Here is a 17,420-nt window from a genome sequence, read left to right as displayed (position 1 = left end):
GGCTTACATTTGGAAGGATAACAGCATGACCGGACAGTTACCGGACGATCGTATCGGTTAACAGATAGTCGTCATCGCTGTCCAGAACAGTCACCCTATGGAAACAGCAAGGGAAGACGAGAAGTTTCTTTTTCCCCTCGCGAACGCTTGCTACTTCTTTGGGTTTCATCGGCAGCAGAACGTTGTCCTTTCCGCAGAAAGGGCATTCGGGTACATAAACATCACCCATTGAAATATCATAAGGCAGCGCTTTGTTGAATGGAATCATTGCTCGTCCGGTTTATCCTTTGCGGCGTCTTCTTTAGCCAGTTCGGCCAGCTTCTGCATCAGAATATGCTGCGGCATATGCATGAGCTGTTCAATTGGAACATGTAATTTCTCGGCCAGCTTGACGGCTGTATCCGCGGATATTTGTAATGGTCTCATCCGTATTGCCTCCTTCGTGCCCCTCTTGCGCGGGATATACCTATAGTTATACACTCTGTTACACGGAAGTATCAACCTATCTGACTGGGAAAGGATGTTTGCGAAGATGAGTAATTTGAAGCAACCTGTAAGTCTGACTTGGGATTTGGAATCTGTTTTTCCGGGAGGATCGGAGTCGGCCGAATTTCTAGCCCATCTGGACAAGGTGGAGAAGGGGGTTCAGGAGCTGGAGCAGTTCTCCCAGAAGTGGACAGCGCCGGTAACGCTGGAGGAGACCCAAGCTTTTGACGGATTTATCGAGAATCTGCAGGACGTATTCGCCAAAGCCGGTCAGGCGGGAAGTTTCGTCAGCTGTCTTACAGCCCAGAATACGGCGGACAAGAAAGCCATTCAGCTGACGGACAAAGTCACTTCGCATAGAGCGCGCCTGAGCGCTGTGCTCGCTCAATTTGAAAGCTTGCTGCGGGCAACCTCGGATGAGGTTTTTGCCGGCTGGATTGCCCGCGAGGAGATCGCACCGATTGCCTTCTCCTTGAACGAAACCCGCGAGAAAGCCAAAGACAAACTTTCGCCAGAGCTTGAGAGCCTGGTTCTTGATCTGGCCATCGACGGCTATCACGGCTGGGGAGAGCATTATGACACGATCGTCAGCAAATTCAGTCTGCCTTTCGTGAACGAGAACGGAGATACGGTTAACCTGTCTGCCGGACAAGCGCATAACAAGCTGCATGATCCGGACCGCAGCGTTCGCAATACGGTATTTGCCAAGTGGGAAGAAAAGTGGGCTGAGCTTGGCGATTACGGCGCCGATACGTTGAACCGGCTTGCAGGCTTCCGTCTTAAGCTGTACAACAAACGCGGCTGGGACGATGTACTGAAAGAACCTCTTGATTATAACCGGATGACTCGTGAGACGCTGGATGCCATGTGGCAGGCCATCACGGAAGCCAAACCGGTATTCGTTAAATATCTGGAGCGCAAGGCCAAGCTGATGGGCGTAGAGAAGCTGGGCTGGGCGGACGTGGAAGCTCCTCTGACGCTGGGTACCCAGGGCGCGGACAACATTCCTTATGGTGAAGCAGCCGAGTTGATTGTGAAGGAATTCGGCGGCTTCAGCCCCAAGCTGGCGGATTTCGCTACCCATGCGTTTAACAGCAGCTGGGTGGAAGCGGAGGATCGTCCCGGCAAACGTCCCGGCGGCTTCTGCACAAACTTGTCGGAGAGCAAAGAAACCCGCATCTTTATGACCTTTGGAGGTACGGCCTCCAACGTCTCGACCCTGGCGCATGAGTTGGGTCATGCCTACCATTCCTTCCTGCTGAAGGATATGCCTTTGTTCAGCCGGAATTATGCGATGAACGTAGCTGAAACGGCGTCCACCTTTGCGGAGAACATCCTGTCCTCGGCCCAGGTCGACCGGGCGGACAGCCGCGAAGAGAAGCTGATGCTGCTCGAGGAGAAGGTTCAGCGCAGCGTAGCTTTCTTCATGAACATTCATGCCCGCTTCCTGTTTGAAACCCGTTTCTATGAGAAACGCAAACAGGGGCTGCTGAGCGCGGAAGAGCTGTCCGCGCTGATGGAGGAGGCTCAGAAGGAAGCGTTCTGCGGAGCGCTCGATTCTTACCACCCGCATTTCTGGCTGTCGAAACTGCACTTTTATATTACGGGCGTTCCTTTCTATAATTTCCCGTATACGTTTGGCTTCTTGTTCAGCAACGGCATTTATGCCCGTGCCAAAGCGGAAGGCCCAACTTTCGCAGCTAAATATGACGCACTTCTGGAAGATACAGGCCGTATGAAGGTTGAAGATCTGGCCAAAAAACATCTGAATGTAGATTTGGCCACTCCGGATTTCTGGCGTGAAGCTGTTGGCGTATCCGTAGCTGATGTAGAGCAGTTCCTTAAAATGACCGAAGGCATGTAAGGAAATTAGGCTGCCAGTATCGAGCGAAGCAATGATTTAATAACGGTGTGATTAAACGGCCCTTCGGGGCCGTTTTTTGCTGGCATTTTTACCAGGGGATCCATGTAATTGCTGGGGAAATTGAGAGCTGCAAATTCTGTCGGCGATCTACAGGTTTCGCCTTTTTTCCTGTCGAATGAATGAGGATAAAGACGAATCAATTTTAAGCCAATAGGAATAATTACCCAAATACGTACCATATTTCTGTTAAATCATCGGATATTAGAATATAATGTTGCATAAGCCCTAAATTTAGGGGAATAACCAATATTGAGGGAGTGGGGAAACTGAAGACAGAGCAGCTTTCATTAGCCAGACAGCTTGATCTAGTATTCAAGGAATTGGAGTCCGAGCTTGGTGGATTGACCTCGGGAACGGTATTTATTCAGATCCGCAACAACGTGGTCGGCAAATTCGGTATCAGGCATAACCCAATAGCCGGAAGGAATGGTCAGCTGGCGGGAGAAGGCGGAGGATTAAATGCCGTACAGCTCAGTTCTTTCAGAAACATGGCCATTGAAGCCCTTAAATTCAAGAAATCGTGGACGCATGGAGAAATCAGCTATGAATTTGCGCTCAGACAAGGAACCATTGTTGTGGATGCCGTATTAGAGTCAAACTATAACATGGCGAATCTGATGATTCGTTATCCGAGAACGAACAGTCATACATACGGACCATACGGAGAAATGAAGGATTTATCTTAAGGAACCAGGGATCAGGCAGCAAGCAATAGAAGTACCGGACAGAGGGTGCAGCTTTAAAGGCTTTACGTTTACGTCATAAATGAAGAACAGACGGTATGCCATCAGGCATACCGTCTGCTGCTTAGGTGAAATATAAGAAAAGTATAAGCCTCACAATACCTTTTATTCTTATATTTCAGTGCAGAAACGCTGCCGCCTGATTCGAGGGCGGCTAAGCGTTATCTACTTGTACTATAAGGAATAGCGGTTTACAGGGAAGATTTACCCGACAAAGATTGTTCCGCCAATTGTACCAAACGCTTTGTGATATAGCCCCCGAGGGAACCAGTTTCACGGGAAGTGTAGTTACCGTAGTAACCGTCTGCTGGAATTTGTACGCCCAGTTCTTGTGCAGCTTCCATTTTCAATTGTTGAAGAGCTGCAGTTGCTTGAGGAACAACCAAGTTGTTGCTGCTGCGTCCTTGTGCCATGTTTGTCACCTCCTTCGTTCGTTGTGAGGTTAGTATGAGCCGTAGGACGGAAAATATGCGCACGGATTTTCAAATAATCGACATCCAATTATTTCCTGATGATCAAAGCTTCGTACTCCCCGGAACCGGGTTTGCGAACTAGGGAAGACAACACCAAAAACCCGCGCAGAGCGCGGGTTTCAGTATGATTGGCAGCTATTGAATTTAGCAGCTTAGCCTCAGCCAAGCGGAGCCTTATATGTTGGTTAACTTAACTTGGGTAGATCATTTGCAGATTCAATTGGAGCTCGAGCTTTTGCTCCGGTTTGATTTCGATCAGGCCGCTTTCCTCATGAGGGATGTCCAGATTAGGCGCATCCGGCAGCCAGGTATAAGGCTCAATGCACAGAAACTGGTCGGCTTCGCCTTTCGTATAGAGAACCCAATGTTTGAAATAGGCCGGATCAGCGGAATATTTCAAGCCATATCCGTCTTTGCGCATCAGCAGAGCTTCAGCAGGTTTGCCGCCGATTTGCAGCGGGGTATCAAAGTTAGTCCCTTTCAGGTTCAACTTGTCATTCAGAGCTTCCAATTCTCCCAGAGGAGCGGTTTCGCCCGTTGTGATAATTTCCTCATCCGTCACGTAAAGTTTGCTGACCGGCAGCTTCAAATCCCAATGGTCAGGTTCCCCGTCGATCAGGAACCAGGTGTGAAGGCCAAGGCCAAACGGGGCTGCATGCTCACCCAAATTGGTGATGCGGAATGTTTGCGTGAGCGATGCGCCTTGAAGACGCAAGGTCATTTCCAGTTTAAGCGGAACCGGATACTGGCGCATCCAGTTCGGATCGTCGGTCGTTATAAATTCCGTGGTGACGGAGCAGCCGTCTTCATCTTCTTCAATATCGCTGACACACCAGCTTTGCGTACGATGAAGGCCGTGAATATGATTGTCGTTAGCGGTATTTTGATCAAACTGATACGTTTGTCCCGCATAGGAGAATCGGCCTCTGCGAATTCTGCCTGGCGGAATGAGCAAAGGGATACCGAAATGGTAAGGCTTCTGCAGGTAAAAGTCCAAATCGCTTTCCTCCGGCCGGCGCAATACCTCGCGCTGCTGTACCAGGTCTCTTACCCCGATAATATTGTTGCCGAGTCTAGGCAGCAGCGTGACTTCAAGTTCGTGGCTATGTAAAATGTACGTGTCGTAACCATTCCATTGCCCTTTGGTCACTTTTTTCATATCTTTGCTCCTTTTCCCAAATAAAGATTCTGAAACGGGTCAAACTAATCATAACATTTTTGGCTTCGCCCGTAAAAATCGATTTGACTTGACGGGTTCAGCCCGATATCATGAAGGATATCAAATTCATTTCTAACACAAAGTGATGACGGGGACAAGTAAACGTATATAATTTCCTTCAGAAAGCCGGTGGGTGATGCGAACCGGCGGAAGTGTATGCGGCGAATGGACCCCTGAGCTTCGGGAGGAACGGACGGCCCTGGGCCCCAAGTATCCCCGGACGTTGATCCGCGTTAAGGATTTAAGGCTGATAATCGGTTCCGCAGCGTACGGGCGGACTTGTCGGCGAATTAGGGTGGTACCACGGTCTCACGTCCCTTGCGGATGTGAGGCCTTTTTGATTTTTCGAAATCCCGGCACACACGAAACCAACGAAATCATGAAGAATATTGTTAAGGAGGAAATCCAATCATGAAAACCGTATTCTCAGGCATACAGCCCAGCGGCAAGCTGACGCTCGGCAATTACATCGGCGCTATTAAAAATTTTGTAACTCTGCAGCATGAGCACCACTGCAACTTTGTTATCGTGGACATGCATGCCATCACCGTAGCCCAGGATCCGGCCGCTTTAAGAGAGCAGTCGGAAGCTGTAGCCACGCTGTATATTGCGGCCGGAATCGACCCGTCCAAAGCAAATGTCTACATGCAGTCCCACCTGCCCCAGCATGCCGAGCTCGGATGGCTGCTGACGACGCTGACCTCGATGGGCGAGCTGGAGCGGATGACCCAGTTCAAGGACAAATCCGCAGGCAAAGAGACTGTTGGAGCCGGTCTGTTTGTATATCCATCGCTGATGGCTGCTGATATTCTCTTGTTTAACGCCGACCTGGTTCCTGTAGGGGAAGATCAGAAGCAGCACTTGGAGCTGACCCGTGACCTTGCAGGGCGTTTCAACCACCGGTTTGGCGAATTCTTCAAGCTGCCTGAACCGTATATTCCAGAGGTCGGCGCACGGATCATGTCTCTGGACGATGCGTCCAAGAAGATGAGCAAAAGCAATCCGAATGAAGGCAGCTACATCGCTCTGCTGGATCCGCCGGATGTGATCCGCAAGAAGATCAGCCGCGCCACCACCGATTCGGGCCGCGAAGTCAAATTTGACCCGGCCAATAAACCTGAGGTCAGCAACCTGATCGGCATTTACAGCCAGCTGTCAGGCTTGTCGATCGCCGAAGTCGAGCAGCGTTACGAAGGACAGATGTATGGCCCGTTCAAAAAAGATTTGGCCGAAGTGATCGTGTCCGTACTGGAGCCGCTCCAGCAGCGGTATCACGAAATCAGGCAGTCCGGCGAAATTCGCGAGATTTTACGCCAGGGAGCGGAGCGTGCAGAAGCCGTAGCCGCCAAGAACCTGAAGGAAATCCAGCATTTGATGGGATTTCTGCCTAGAGGCTGAACTCCGGCCCGATATGAATCTGATTCCCATTTAAGCAGAACTGAAAGACCCGCTTAGACGCCGCTTGCGGCGTCTTTTTTGTGGCTGATAAGCCGGCTGGGCGAAGCTGCGGGACTCGGCTATTTTCCATGGGAGAATGGGTATAATAAAGAGATAACAGAACGAAATGTGAGTCTTTCGTCACCAAATTGTCAAACAAAAATCATCTTTTTGCCTCCGGATGCAAACATGATCCCCGATTGATATGATAAAGTTTATAGAAGAGGTTGTTTTGGAACTTTTTTTGTCGTTTGAAATGACCATATGTTGCAATTTAATATTTAGTAGGAGGCAGTAAAATGGGCAAACCATTAAGATATGAAGCGGGTGCGGATGCCGCAGCTTTGTCCGTAAACTCCACGCCGGCTTCGGAGTCGGCAACTTGGCGCGATTTTGTCGCCTTGACCAAACCGGGCATTATTCGTTCCAATCTGATTGCGACCTTTGCGGGTTACTGGCTCGGCGCGCATTGGCATATCGACATCATCAAGCTGATCATCACGATGATCGGCACGGCTCTGGTCATGGCCGGGGCTTGCGTATTCAACAATTATTATGACCGGGAAATGGATACCAAAATGGAGCGTACCCAGAACCGTGCGCTGCCGCTTGGCAAGCTTTCCCCAAGAACGGTACTGATCTATGCCGGCATTCTGAGCGCGGCGGGGCTTGTCCTGCTGTTCCTGTTCTCCGGGGTTTTGGCCGGTTTGTTCGGCATCGTAGGCATGCTCGTTTATGGCGTGGTTTATACGATCTGGCTGAAACGTTCCTCTACCTGGAGCACCTCGGTCGGTGCAATTTCAGGAGCGATGCCGCCGGTAATCGGCTACGTCGCTGCTTCTGGCCAAGTTGATCTCGGCGCTTGGATGATCTTTGCGATTCTGTTCCTGTGGCAGCCGCCCCACTTTTGGGCTTTGGCGATCCGCCGTGTCGAGGAGTACCGGGCTGCGGGTTTCCCTGTGCTTCCGGTTGTCAAAGGCGTCAATCGCACCAAAATTCAAATGATTCCTTACATTGCTCTGCTGCTGCCGATTCCATATCTTATGTATGCGAACGACATTACCGGCATCTGGTTCCTGATCATCGGCACGGCGCTGTCGGCCATCTGGCTGATTATGGCGCTGGTAGGCTTCATGAAGCAGGACGTGGAGAAATGGTCGAAACGGGTATTTATTTTCTCAATCAACTACCTGACCTTGAGCCTGATCGTCATGTTCCTGGATACGGTTCACAAATAATAAATGTTCTATAAGATAGAACAAAAGAAAGACGCCCTTTCGGCTAGCCGGAGGTGCGTCTGTTTTTTTTACCCATATAAAGGCATATTGAGGAGGCCATGGTGCATGCCGCTCCTTACTCCAGTCCAGGCAGCGCGGGGGGATACTGAATGTATTCTTCCAATCCAGCTTTCTCCAGTTGGGCGATTATATATTCATCGGGTGTGCCTTCAACACCGGCATAGCCGCGGCGGGTATAAATCTGCTCGGCATCCGGAAAGGCGTCCCTCAGGATCGCCCGGATTTTTTTCCCTGAGGAGTCATTGTCCATAAACAGATAGATTTCGTCGTCTTTGGCCTGTTTACGGAGCTGTTCGAGCTTGAGGCTGCTCATGGAGCCAAAGGTGCACAGGATGTTGATTTCATCGCTGAGCAGCCGGCGCAGCTTGCTGCGGTCATTTTTACCTTCCACGATAATGGTAATCTCCGCCATGTCATCACCTCGCTGCCTTTAGTGTAAACGCAATTTCCCTTTTCATGCAAAAAAAGAAACGCGTCAGGCAGCCAAGGCCGGTCGAAGGAACGGAAAGTGGTCAGTCGACCGGTATCGGCTGCTTGGGCAGACGGCGGTTGGCCGGCAGTGTGATCAGCAACAGCATCAGGACGACAAACGCCAGGAAATACGGGGAGAAGGTCAAATGCAGCTGTCCAGCTACAATCGGCCCAATAAAGGAACCCAGCGACATGGCAATCGACTGAAATGAGAACACGCTGCCCATCCGTTCGCCGCCGCTGACCTCAATAAATAAGGAAGAGATGGCCGGGAAAATAATGCCTTTGGACATCCCCATCACAAACAGCACGACAGGCATCGGAATTCTCTCCGGCATCGTCAAGCCGTAGAAGCACAACGCCAGCAGCAGGACACCGCCCAGAGCCCTCAGGTAAGGGGAGACGCGGTGCAGAAACAGCATGCCCAGCGTAACGAGCGACCCCAGACTTAGGATAGAGAAATAAATGCCCGTATGTAAAATGCCCTCCGAGCTTCCTCCGTCATGGAGGGGGAGCTCGAAAAACAAAATGCCCTGCGAGCAGGCTACGCCTAGCGGCAGCAGGTAATAAACGAGCGGTACGCCGGGCAGCAGGCTGGAGTTGTCCGCCGCGGCCGCGTTGGCTCTGGAAACTTCAAGCTGCATCTCTACCGCTTTGCCGCGGATGGTGAACCAAGCAAGCAAACCTGCGGAGATCAGCAGCCATCCGAGGGATTGGAAGGTCAGGGAGAAGCCGGCCAGCTTGACGAGGAACGCTCCGACTGCCGGCGACAACACGGAGGCCAGCGTATGGGTCACGCCATGCCCGGCCATCAGCTTGCCTTGAGTGACCGCGTCCCGGGACAAGGAGGCGAGCAGGGCCAGACAAGCCGGGGAGAGGAAGGCCAGCACAAATCCGCTGATCGACCGCAGTACCAGCAGCTGCCAAGGCGCCGTGACATGAGCCTGCAGCAGCAGAACAATTCCGGCTGAAATCAAGCTGAAGACGACGTAGCGTTTGCTGCCGTATTTATCGACCCCGTGCCCGGCGATCAGGTTGCCGGGCAAATGGGTCAACGCATAGATGCCCATCATCCAGCCGATAAAAGCAGGAGCCGCCCCCAGGGACACCGCAAACGGCGTGAGAATCGGATATTGGGCGTGCAAGTCGAAGAAGGCGATAAACATAAAGAAATAAAGCCCTATAGCGATTTTCATGTTGAGTTTGTCCTCCTAAAAGTTTTATGAAGCATTACTACTCCGAGAAAACATCGCAATAAAACTGGCATCGGAAGCATAAGCTTTAAGTTTTATGAAGCATTACTACTCCGAGAAAACATCGCAATAAAACTGGCTTGCTCTTTCTGATTCGGGTGTGAAAGTAGGCCATGCTCTACTTGTACGCCTTGGCCGCCGAAGTTATGCCAATTTTGAAATACAGCGAAAGGGGGATTCGCCGCCGGCAGGGTTAAGCTGGGCTAGCATTTGGCGATCATGTATAATGGATAGTGCATCTAGGGCCATAACAGAGAATTTACGTCCGCCAATTTAGATACAGGGGTGTTGGAACACATGAATTTTCAAGGTTTGGATTATCAGGTATGGGTCGATTATTTCAAGCAGAATTGGCTGATTATCGTGGTTGGCCTGGTCGCTTTGTTTCTGGTGGCCAATCTGGTCAAGACCGTCGTCAAGTGGGTCCTGATTATTGCGATTGCGGCTTTTCTGATCGTTTACAGCGGCATCACGCTGAACGATATCGGCAAAGCAGTCTCGACGGTTAAAGACCAAACGATGAACACGATGCAGTCCGAGGCGCTGAATGTCATGAAAAATGAAGCGCAGGAAGCGAAATTTACGCGCAATGCGGACGGTTCCTTCACCATTACGACGCCTAATCTGGAAGTGACCGGGGAAAGCGGCAGCGACAAGGTGAAGGTGTCGCTGCGCGGGGTCTCTCTTGGGGAATGGAGCCGCGGCGACACGCTCGAAGCTTTTATACAGGAGGCCAAACGCAGCAGCGGTCAATAACCGAACTGAAAGCAGGAACTGCCGGGCATTAAACAACAAAGATGAACATCAGAAAGGAGGGTCCCGCGTGACCGTACTTCAACAGCTGCAAGGATATAATCTGGTTAACCTTATCCTCATCCTCGTCATCGCGGGTTCTATCCTGCAGGGCGTGCTCAGGGGAACATCCAAATCGGCGGGCAGATTGCTGTCGCTGGTAGGGGGCGGGATAATGACCGCGCTCAGCCTGGCTGCCGCGATTCCGGTGACGGCTTATCTGTCTCCCAAAGTTCAGCAGTGGCTGACGGATCATGTCCAGCCGCCGGATCGCCAATTAAGCGGCGCCGAGCAGGCCGTCTATACGCTGGCCGGCGCGATCCGGGAGTTTCAGCTGGTCCGTTACGTCCTGATCTTCTTCCTCTGCTACTGGCTGATCCGGTTTGTGCTTGGTTTGCTGAGCCTGTTCCTTCCAGGCATGAAATGGATCGGCGGGATGGGGCGTAAGGAGATTCGCTCCGGCTTGACAAGCCGTTTGTTCGGTGGAATTATCGGCGCGGTGATCGGCGCTTTTCGCGGAATTGTTCTGATTGCGCTGCTGTTTGTGATCGTATCGTTGTTTCCGAACAGCGGATTCAGCAAATATGTAGAAGCTTCCCCGGTATACCGGCAGGGAGCGGAAGTGATTCTCGAACCGCTTTCCGGCAAGCTGATCAAAGAGAAGCTGCCGGTTCTGAAGCAGGACATGCAGAATGAACTGAACGGAATTTTTGAACGGAAATATGAGGTTATTGATGCCCAAATTCCGGATAATATTAACGCAGCAGCCGCGAAGATCGTGGAAGGCGCAGCTTCCGACCGGGAGAAGGCCAAACGGCTGTATAACTGGATCGGCACCCGTATTCAATACGATTATGATAAAGTTGAGGCTTATGAGAAATATAACGAATGGCACGAGCAAACGCCTGAGATGACCTTTAAGACCCGCAAAGGCGTCTGCATCGACTACGCCCGGCTGTATGCCGTCATGGCCCGTTCGCAGGGATTGGACGTCAAGGTGATTACCGGACTGGGATATGACGGACAAGGCGGATATGGGTCTCATGCCTGGAATGAGGTTTATGTGGACAACAAGTGGATTCCGCTCGATTCTACCTGGGCGAAGAGCGGCAACTGGTTTGATGTCCCGAATTTTGCAGAAACGCATGTCCAGCAGAAGGTGCTCGGATAATTTTGCGGATAACTTTATAGAAGCTGGCGATGAACATGCTGCAAGCGGCGGAGCTTTCCTGCACAAGGGGAGCTCCTATTCATTTTCCGGCGGAAGCGGGCCTGCACAATCGGAGGAATTCCGGAGCCTGCCGCCTGACTATTCGGCTGGAATTTGTGTTAAAATGTTACAATAAAACTTCTCATCCCTAGCAGGATGAAGAGCACCGGGGGCAGCGCGATGAAACCAAACAGGTACGGCGAGGATATGCAGGATCAGGAAATTTCGATGCAGCGTCATTTTAATATTCGCCTTAATCTTTTTTTCTTCAGCGCATTTGCGATCTTTACTGTGATTATTGTCAGGCTGGCGATTATCCAGTTTGTTGAGGGACCTACCTTGACTTCCCAGGAGGCAAGCCTGACGGTCAGGGATATTCCGCTTCCGCCGGACCGCGGGACGATTTGGGATGCAACAGGGGTCAAGCTGGCTTATTCCACGCCGGTCCAATCGCTGTACATGACTCTAATGAAGGATTACAGCAGCGGGACAGGCGCCAAGAACCGTCCGGAAGCGCTGGTGCTGGCTGCCGACATTGCCCGGGTGTTTGAGCAATACGGCGACCCTGCCAAGCCGAAGATGACGGCTGATGATGTCGTGGCAGCCATGGATCTGGATTCCAAAATCAGCGGAGGTTATGCCCCTCGGCGGATCAAAGAAGACTTGAACGACAAGGAAGTTGCTTATTTCATGGAGCATAAAGCCGCTTTCCCGGGGATCGATGTGGTGGAAGAAAGCGTTCGGCATTATGATCCTGACCGGGTTGCGGTGCAGACGATAGGTTATACCAAGAAATTTAAAGGGGCCTCTTACAGTTTGCCGCTGTATGAGCAGCTCAGGTCGATCAGGTCTTCTGATCCTTCGATGCAGTATATCGATACGGAAGACGTAGGGTATGACGGGCTTGAATATCAATATCAGGCCGATCTCCGCGGACGCAACGGGTTCAAAAGCGTACCGATCAACGCGCAAAATATGGTCAGCGGATTAGCGGAAATGACGCCTCCCGAGAAAGGAGCGGATCTGCATCTGACGCTCAACAAGAACGTCCAGCTGAAGACCCAGCAGGCGATTCTGGATCAATTGAAATGGCTGCATACCAATCCGGTAAGCGGCAAGCTCCATCCGAATGCCCAGACGGGATACGCGGTGGCGATGGAGGTTGATACCGGCAATATTATAGCCATGGCCAGCATGCCGGATTATGATCCGAATACCCAGGAAGGCTGGACCATTGACAACTATCAGAACGGAACGATTACGCCGTACAGCTCGGGCCGTTCCGGGCATAATCTGGAGTCCGTGGTTCTGCTGGGCTCTACGATCAAACCGTTGTCCGTGCTGCTGGGCTTAAACGAGAAGCTGTTCACGACGACAACGCCTTACCAGGACCGGGGGATTGCCGAATTCGGCAAGGACGGTTCTACGGTCCGCAACTCGGAAGGCCATGTCTACGGTTACTTGAAGAGTCCGGCGGATGCGATCCGCCATTCCTCCAACGTTTTTATGGTCGATATGGTCGGCAAGAAGCTGTACAGCAAATACGGCTCCAAAGGCATCGCCAAATGGGACGCCTATATGAAGGAGTTTGGCCTGGGGGTTTCAACGGGAATCGACTTGCCTAACGAATATCTCGGAACGCTGGAGTATAAGAACGAAGCGGAAACCGTGCTTTCCCGGCTGGTTTACGCCTCCTGGGGGCAGCAGGGCAAATATACAACGATGCAGCTTGCGCAATATGCCGCCATGCTTGCAAACCGCGGCAAACGGATGGAGCCGCATCTGGTGAGCAAAATTACTGACAGCAGCGGCAAGGTGCTGCGCACCTTCCAGCCTAAAGTGCTGAATGAGGTGCACTTCAGCTCCAGCTACTGGAAAGAAGTGATCAAAGGGATGGCGACGGATGTCAGCTCCTTCTCCGGCTTCCCTTATGATTTTGCGAGAAAGACGGGAACCTCGACCCAGGACGTCTATATTAAAGGGCAGAGAATCCAGACGGATAACGGGGTCTTTATCGCCTTTGCTCCGCGGGAGAATCCGAAGCTGGCCGTAGCGGTTGTGATTCCGGAGGGCGGCTTCGGCGCTTACAGCGCAGCACCTGTAGCGCGTCAAATCTTTGATGCGTATGATCAGGAATACGGGCTGGACGGCGTTCCGAAGAAGTCGCTCAACAAGAACCCCCCGGCAGGGGCAGGCAACGCGGAGAAAGCAGAAAAACCTGGCGAATAAGATAGGCATAAATCGGCTGCTCTATGGCAGCCGGTTTTTTTGTTTTTTTCGGCAAGTCTGAAACTGATTAAGGGGGTTAAACGTTGTTTGGAATAAGAGGGGAATAACTGCATACGATCAGGCCGTTATCCGGCTGGAGGAGGGAGGGATACGTCCGGCCAACCTTTAGACTTCCATTTTTCCCCACAATTCGTGAAAGTTCGCTGTTTTCGACATAGCTATGGTAAAATAGAGATTCGGAATCATTGCTAGAATATTAGATGGCAGATTATCAGATTATAGAAAGCAGAGTGAAGGAGACGAATGAAGAAAGCCTATCAGGATGATCCGCAGAAGCAGGAAGCGGCGCGTCAGCGTCATTTTAATATTCGTCTGAATGTGTTTTTTTTCAGCGCATTTATTATTTTTACTGTTATCATTGTCCGCCTTGCGATTCTTCAGTTTGTAGACGGTCCAAGTCTTCAGGCGCAGGAGAGCAGCCTTACGGTCAAGAAGGTGCCGCTGCCGCCAACCCGCGGTACGATTTACGATGCTACAGGGGTTAAGCTTGCTTATTCCACGCCGCAGCAATCCTTGTACATTACGCTCCTTAAGGACTACAGCAGCACAACAGGCATGAGCAACCGTCCGGAGATTCTCGCAATGGCGAAAAAGATCGCGAACGTGTTCAACACGCTCGGTGAGTCGAAGACGGAGAAAGTAACAGCTGATCAGATCGTTGATGCCATGGACCTAGATTCCCGGCTCAGCGGCGGTTATGCGCCCCGGCGCCTGAAGAGCGGACTGACCGACAGGGAAGTCGCCTATTTCCTGGAGCATAAATCCGAGTTTCCCGGCGTAGACGTAATTGAAGAAAGCGTAAGAAACTACGATAAAGACACGGTGGCGGTCCAGGCTGTCGGCTACATCAAGAAATTTAAAGGGGCCTCCACGAGCCTTGATAAATATAAACAGCTTCGCAATATGACACCCGATGATCCGGGCCAGCAGTATACGGACAACGAGGACGTAGGTTTTGATGGTCTGGAGTATCAGTATCAGGATGTTCTGCGCGGTAAAAACGGCTATAAAAGCATCCCGGTCGATCCCCGCAACATGGCCGACGGGGTTGCAGAGGTCACGCCTCCCGAGAAGGGCGACGACCTGCATCTGAACATCAACAAGAACATCCAGCTCAAAACCGAGCAGGCCATCATGGATCAGCTCGATTGGCTGCATAACCATCCGGTTAGCGGCAAATATCACCCTAACGCTCAAACCGGCTTCGCCGTGGCGATGGAAGTGAACACCGGCAAAGTGGTCGCCATGGCCAGCATGCCGGATTATGATCCCAACGTTTGGGGCAGCGGCGGGATTTCTCCGTCCGATTACGAAGCGATCCAGAATGTGTACCTGAACGGAACGATCCGCTCGTTCCCGTCCGGCCAGGAAGGTGTTCACCCGGAATCGGTCGTGCTGATGGGTTCGACGATTAAACCGTTGTCGGTGATGATCGGCCTTAACGAAGGCTTGTTTACAACAACAACCCCTTATAACGACACTGGTATTGCTTATTTCGGTAAAAACAACTCGGCTTCCGTCCGCAACTCGCAGGGCCACGCTTACGGCTACTTGGCTACACCTGCCGACGCGATTCGCCACTCCTCCAACACCTTTATGGTCGATATGGTCGGGGAGAGAATGTGGAAGGAGTTTGGCGACGACGGCATTACGCTTTGGGATAAATACATGAAGGAGTTTGGCCTGGGCGTCTTAACAGGCGTTGATTTGCCGAATGAATACAAAGGCTACCGCGAGTATGTGAACAAAAAAGAAACCTCGCTGTCCCGTCTCGCTTACGCTTCTTTCGGCCAGCAGGGGAAATATACAACGATGCAGCTTGCCCAGTATGCCAGCATGCTGGCAACCCGCGGCAAACGGATGCAGCCGCAGCTTGTCGATAAAATCACGGATGCGAACGGTAATGTCGTGCAGCAGTTCAAGCCGAAAGTGCTGAATACGGTAACGTTTAAAGACAGCTACTGGAATGAAATTTTGAAGGGCATGGCTACCGATGTCCACGAAGCGTTTAACGGCTTCCCTTATGATTTCGCCCGTAAAACAGGTACCTCGACGCAAACGATTTATGGCAACGGCAAAAAATACGACGTCGATAACGGCGTATTTATCGCTTTTGCCCCGCGCGAGAATCCGAAGCTGGCTGTAGCCGTCGTCATTCCCGAAGGCGGATTCGGCGCCTACAGTGCGGCTCCTGTAGCCCGCAAAATCTTTGATGCCTATGACTATGAATACGGTCTGGACGGCGTCCCTAAAAAAACGCTGGAGTCCCAGAACCAAACTTCGGACAAAGACGCGGCGAAGACAGATTCCAAAAACTGATTATCGCGGCTTTTAGTGGCGGCGAATTAGCAAGAAACGAATTGAACAGGCTTCTAATCTTTTGAACCCCTCATCTATTTGGGATGAGGGGTTCTTTTTTATAACGGAACTATTTTCTCCAAACACGGCTTGACATGGAGCAAACTCCACACGATAAAATGCAGGTGGACAGCAGCAAGAAAAACAAGGCAATGGTCGGGAAGCTTCAGACTTGTACAATTGCGGAATTATCTCGAAGCACCGGTTTCAGCTATGACTCAATCCGGTATTACGAGAAGATTGGACTATTGCCTCCGGCGAAACACAAGAAGAACGGCCAGAAGGAATACGATCAGAAGGAATACGATCAGGGGCGGAAAGCCGGAGCTGAACCAGGAGCAGAAGCTGAAGAAGAACTTAAACAGAAACTGGAGGAGATTAACGATGTTAAACGCTAAAGACTATTAAATGCCCCTCCCCAGCAACCGATAAGTCAGCCAACGCCTGGTTGCGGTTGGGCCGGACCAGCGCGGCTATAAGCATGGCAAACGAGCTTTCGCGGTCCATCCCGGCCAAATCCTGACCGATTTGTCCCGCTTTATGAACCAGGAGGATTTTTGCACTATCGGAGCTTCCGATGAGGTAAGGACAACGCAGCACAGTCGTTCCTGACGGATACAAGACCGCCGAACAGGGGGCTGCAACTACCGTGTGGTGCGCCGCAAATACTCAATTAGAAGGAAAAGGCGGCGATACTGCCTGGATGTGGATATCGCTGAGGTTGTTGTTGTTCCCTCGCTTGAATTGAACGGAGTTGCTCAGGTACTGAGTGGAGTGTTTCCTTGGGCGATCGCCCCTGATCTTGCGGAGCAGCTTTGGCAGATGAGCGAGGAGCTGACAGGAGTTGAGTTCACGGACTGATTCTTCTTCGCTGCTCGGCCGCTGCTTTACAAACCCAGCTCGGATAATCCGGGGTAATGGTCGGGACGGCGCCCGAGCGGCCAATGATATTTTCGGTCGGATTCTCGGATTGGCAGGTCATTGATGGAGGCGTAGCGGGTCCGCATGAGTCCGTTTGCGTCAAATTCCCAGTTCTCGTTCCCGTAGGAGCGAAACCAGAAGCCGCTGTCATCATGCCACTCGTAAGCGAAACGTACGGCGATCCGGTTATCCGTGAACGCCCATAATTCCTTAATCAGCCGGTAGTCCAATTCCTTGGCCCATTTGCGGTGCAAAAAGGCAATGATCTCCCTGCGGCCTGTCAGGAATTCGGCGCGGTTGCGCCACCTGCTGTCCGGCGTGTAACTCTGGGATACATGCTCGGGGTTCCGGGAGTTCCAGCTGTCTTCGGCAAGTCTGACTTTTGCAATTGCCTTCTCTCGCGTAAATGGCGGCAGCAGGATGTTGATCATTTTCACACCTCTCCTTCCATTCAGTCTTTCGTTACAGTCAGCTTATGCGAGGGAGGCTTGGGGCATTCGGTACAAGTACAAAAAACGGTTTTCAAAAAGCTGCTGAGCTGTTCCT

The 17,420-nt window shown here is 51.5% G+C and carries 18 protein-coding genes and 1 other annotated feature; of the genes, 10 read left to right on the top strand and 8 right to left on the bottom strand.

Going from position 1 to position 17,420, the window contains the following annotated elements:
* Positions 1–37: 37 nt before the first annotated feature.
* Together AWM70_RS14515 and AWM70_RS14510 are read right to left on the bottom strand one after the other, a co-directional pair.
* The gene (locus AWM70_RS14515) at positions 38–268 is read right to left on the bottom strand and encodes a hypothetical protein (RefSeq protein WP_068697581.1); all 231 of its coding nucleotides are present in this window, start codon (positions 266–268) and stop codon (positions 38–40) included.
* Positions 265–426, bottom strand: coding sequence for a YycC family protein (locus AWM70_RS14510; protein ID WP_068697579.1), 162 nt, complete (start codon positions 424–426; stop codon positions 265–267). The genes AWM70_RS14515 and AWM70_RS14510 overlap by 4 nt, the downstream gene beginning before the upstream one ends.
* 106 nt (positions 427–532) lie before the next feature.
* On the opposite strand from AWM70_RS14510, the gene AWM70_RS14505 reads away from it, so the two are divergent.
* Together AWM70_RS14505 and AWM70_RS14500 are read left to right on the top strand one after the other, a co-directional pair.
* Positions 533–2,350 (top strand): M3 family oligoendopeptidase, encoded by a 1,818-nt coding sequence (locus tag AWM70_RS14505; RefSeq protein WP_068697577.1) that lies wholly within the window; start codon positions 533–535, stop codon positions 2,348–2,350.
* 326 nt (positions 2,351–2,676) lie between these two features.
* Positions 2,677–3,096, top strand: a complete 420-nt coding sequence (locus tag AWM70_RS14500) for an O-methyltransferase (RefSeq protein WP_099093157.1) — start codon at positions 2,677–2,679, stop codon at positions 3,094–3,096.
* Positions 3,097–3,344: 248 nt separating this feature from the next.
* On the opposite strand, the gene AWM70_RS14495 is transcribed toward AWM70_RS14500, so the two are convergent.
* Both AWM70_RS14495 and AWM70_RS14490 read right to left on the bottom strand, forming a co-directional pair.
* A complete protein-coding gene (locus AWM70_RS14495) occupies positions 3,345–3,566 on the bottom strand; it encodes an alpha/beta-type small acid-soluble spore protein (protein ID WP_068697573.1) in 222 nt (73 codons plus the stop codon).
* 250 nt (positions 3,567–3,816) lie between these two features.
* Complete coding sequence (locus tag AWM70_RS14490) at positions 3,817–4,785, bottom strand: aldose 1-epimerase (protein ID WP_068697572.1); 969 nt, start codon at positions 4,783–4,785, stop codon at positions 3,817–3,819.
* A gap of 136 nt (positions 4,786–4,921) precedes the next feature.
* Positions 4,922–5,167: a binding site (T-box leader), on the top strand.
* A gap of 89 nt (positions 5,168–5,256) precedes the next feature.
* On the opposite strand from AWM70_RS14490, the gene trpS reads away from it, so the two are divergent.
* Complete coding sequence (gene trpS, locus AWM70_RS14485; RefSeq protein ID WP_068697566.1) at positions 5,257–6,243, top strand: tryptophan--tRNA ligase; 987 nt, start codon at positions 5,257–5,259, stop codon at positions 6,241–6,243.
* A gap of 338 nt (positions 6,244–6,581) precedes the next feature.
* Positions 6,582–7,520 carry a heme o synthase gene (gene cyoE, locus AWM70_RS14480; RefSeq protein WP_068697564.1) on the top strand — a complete coding sequence of 313 codons (939 nt, stop codon included), beginning with the start codon at positions 6,582–6,584 and terminating at the stop codon, positions 7,518–7,520.
* 115 nt (positions 7,521–7,635) lie between these two features.
* On the opposite strand, the gene AWM70_RS14475 is transcribed toward cyoE, so the two are convergent.
* Both AWM70_RS14475 and AWM70_RS14470 read right to left on the bottom strand, forming a co-directional pair.
* On the bottom strand, positions 7,636–7,992 hold the full coding sequence (locus AWM70_RS14475; RefSeq protein WP_068697548.1) for a toprim domain-containing protein: 357 nt from the start codon (positions 7,990–7,992) through the stop codon (positions 7,636–7,638).
* A 100-nt stretch (positions 7,993–8,092) separates the two neighbouring features.
* The gene (locus AWM70_RS14470) at positions 8,093–9,247 is read right to left on the bottom strand and encodes an MFS transporter (protein WP_068697546.1); all 1,155 of its coding nucleotides are present in this window, start codon (positions 9,245–9,247) and stop codon (positions 8,093–8,095) included.
* A 354-nt stretch (positions 9,248–9,601) separates the two neighbouring features.
* Between AWM70_RS14470 and AWM70_RS14465 the strand changes: the two genes are divergently transcribed.
* The 5 genes from AWM70_RS14465 to AWM70_RS14445 all read left to right on the top strand — a co-directional run bounded on the left by AWM70_RS14465 (position 9,602) and on the right by AWM70_RS14445 (position 16,351).
* On the top strand, positions 9,602–10,060 hold the full coding sequence (locus AWM70_RS14465; protein WP_237167724.1) for a hypothetical protein: 459 nt from the start codon (positions 9,602–9,604) through the stop codon (positions 10,058–10,060).
* A gap of 67 nt (positions 10,061–10,127) precedes the next feature.
* Positions 10,128–11,267, top strand: a complete 1,140-nt coding sequence (locus AWM70_RS14460; protein ID WP_068697541.1) for a transglutaminase domain-containing protein — start codon at positions 10,128–10,130, stop codon at positions 11,265–11,267.
* Positions 11,268–11,486: 219 nt separating this feature from the next.
* Positions 11,487–13,535, top strand: a complete 2,049-nt coding sequence (locus AWM70_RS14455; protein WP_068697539.1) for a peptidoglycan D,D-transpeptidase FtsI family protein — start codon at positions 11,487–11,489, stop codon at positions 13,533–13,535.
* Between the two features lie 303 nt (positions 13,536–13,838).
* A complete protein-coding gene (locus AWM70_RS14450; RefSeq protein ID WP_068697535.1) occupies positions 13,839–15,914 on the top strand; it encodes a peptidoglycan D,D-transpeptidase FtsI family protein in 2,076 nt (691 codons plus the stop codon).
* 134 nt (positions 15,915–16,048) lie between these two features.
* Positions 16,049–16,351, top strand: a complete 303-nt coding sequence (locus tag AWM70_RS14445) for a MerR family transcriptional regulator (protein WP_237167723.1) — start codon at positions 16,049–16,051, stop codon at positions 16,349–16,351.
* On the opposite strand, the gene AWM70_RS23495 is transcribed toward AWM70_RS14445, so the two are convergent.
* Entirely contained in the window at positions 16,341–16,574 is a 234-nt protein-coding gene (locus tag AWM70_RS23495; protein ID WP_169823449.1) for a hypothetical protein, read from the bottom strand. The two genes, AWM70_RS14445 and AWM70_RS23495, sit on opposite strands and share 11 nt — an antisense overlap.
* Positions 16,575–16,658: 84 nt before the next feature.
* On the opposite strand from AWM70_RS23495, the gene AWM70_RS14435 reads away from it, so the two are divergent.
* Positions 16,659–16,814, top strand: a complete 156-nt coding sequence (locus AWM70_RS14435; protein ID WP_169823448.1) for a hypothetical protein — start codon at positions 16,659–16,661, stop codon at positions 16,812–16,814.
* Between the two features lie 26 nt (positions 16,815–16,840).
* Here the strand turns inward: AWM70_RS14435 and AWM70_RS14430 are convergent, their stop codons facing one another.
* Positions 16,841–17,305 (bottom strand): nuclear transport factor 2 family protein, encoded by a 465-nt coding sequence (locus tag AWM70_RS14430; protein ID WP_206093356.1) that lies wholly within the window; start codon positions 17,303–17,305, stop codon positions 16,841–16,843.
* Positions 17,306–17,420 lie beyond the last annotated feature (115 nt).

The sequence above is a fragment of the Paenibacillus yonginensis genome, assembly GCF_001685395.1.
GTDB lineage: Bacteria > Bacillota > Bacilli > Paenibacillales > Paenibacillaceae > Fontibacillus > Fontibacillus yonginensis.
The sequence above is the reverse complement of the archived record's forward strand: the minus strand, read 5'-3'. Positions and strand labels throughout refer to the sequence as shown.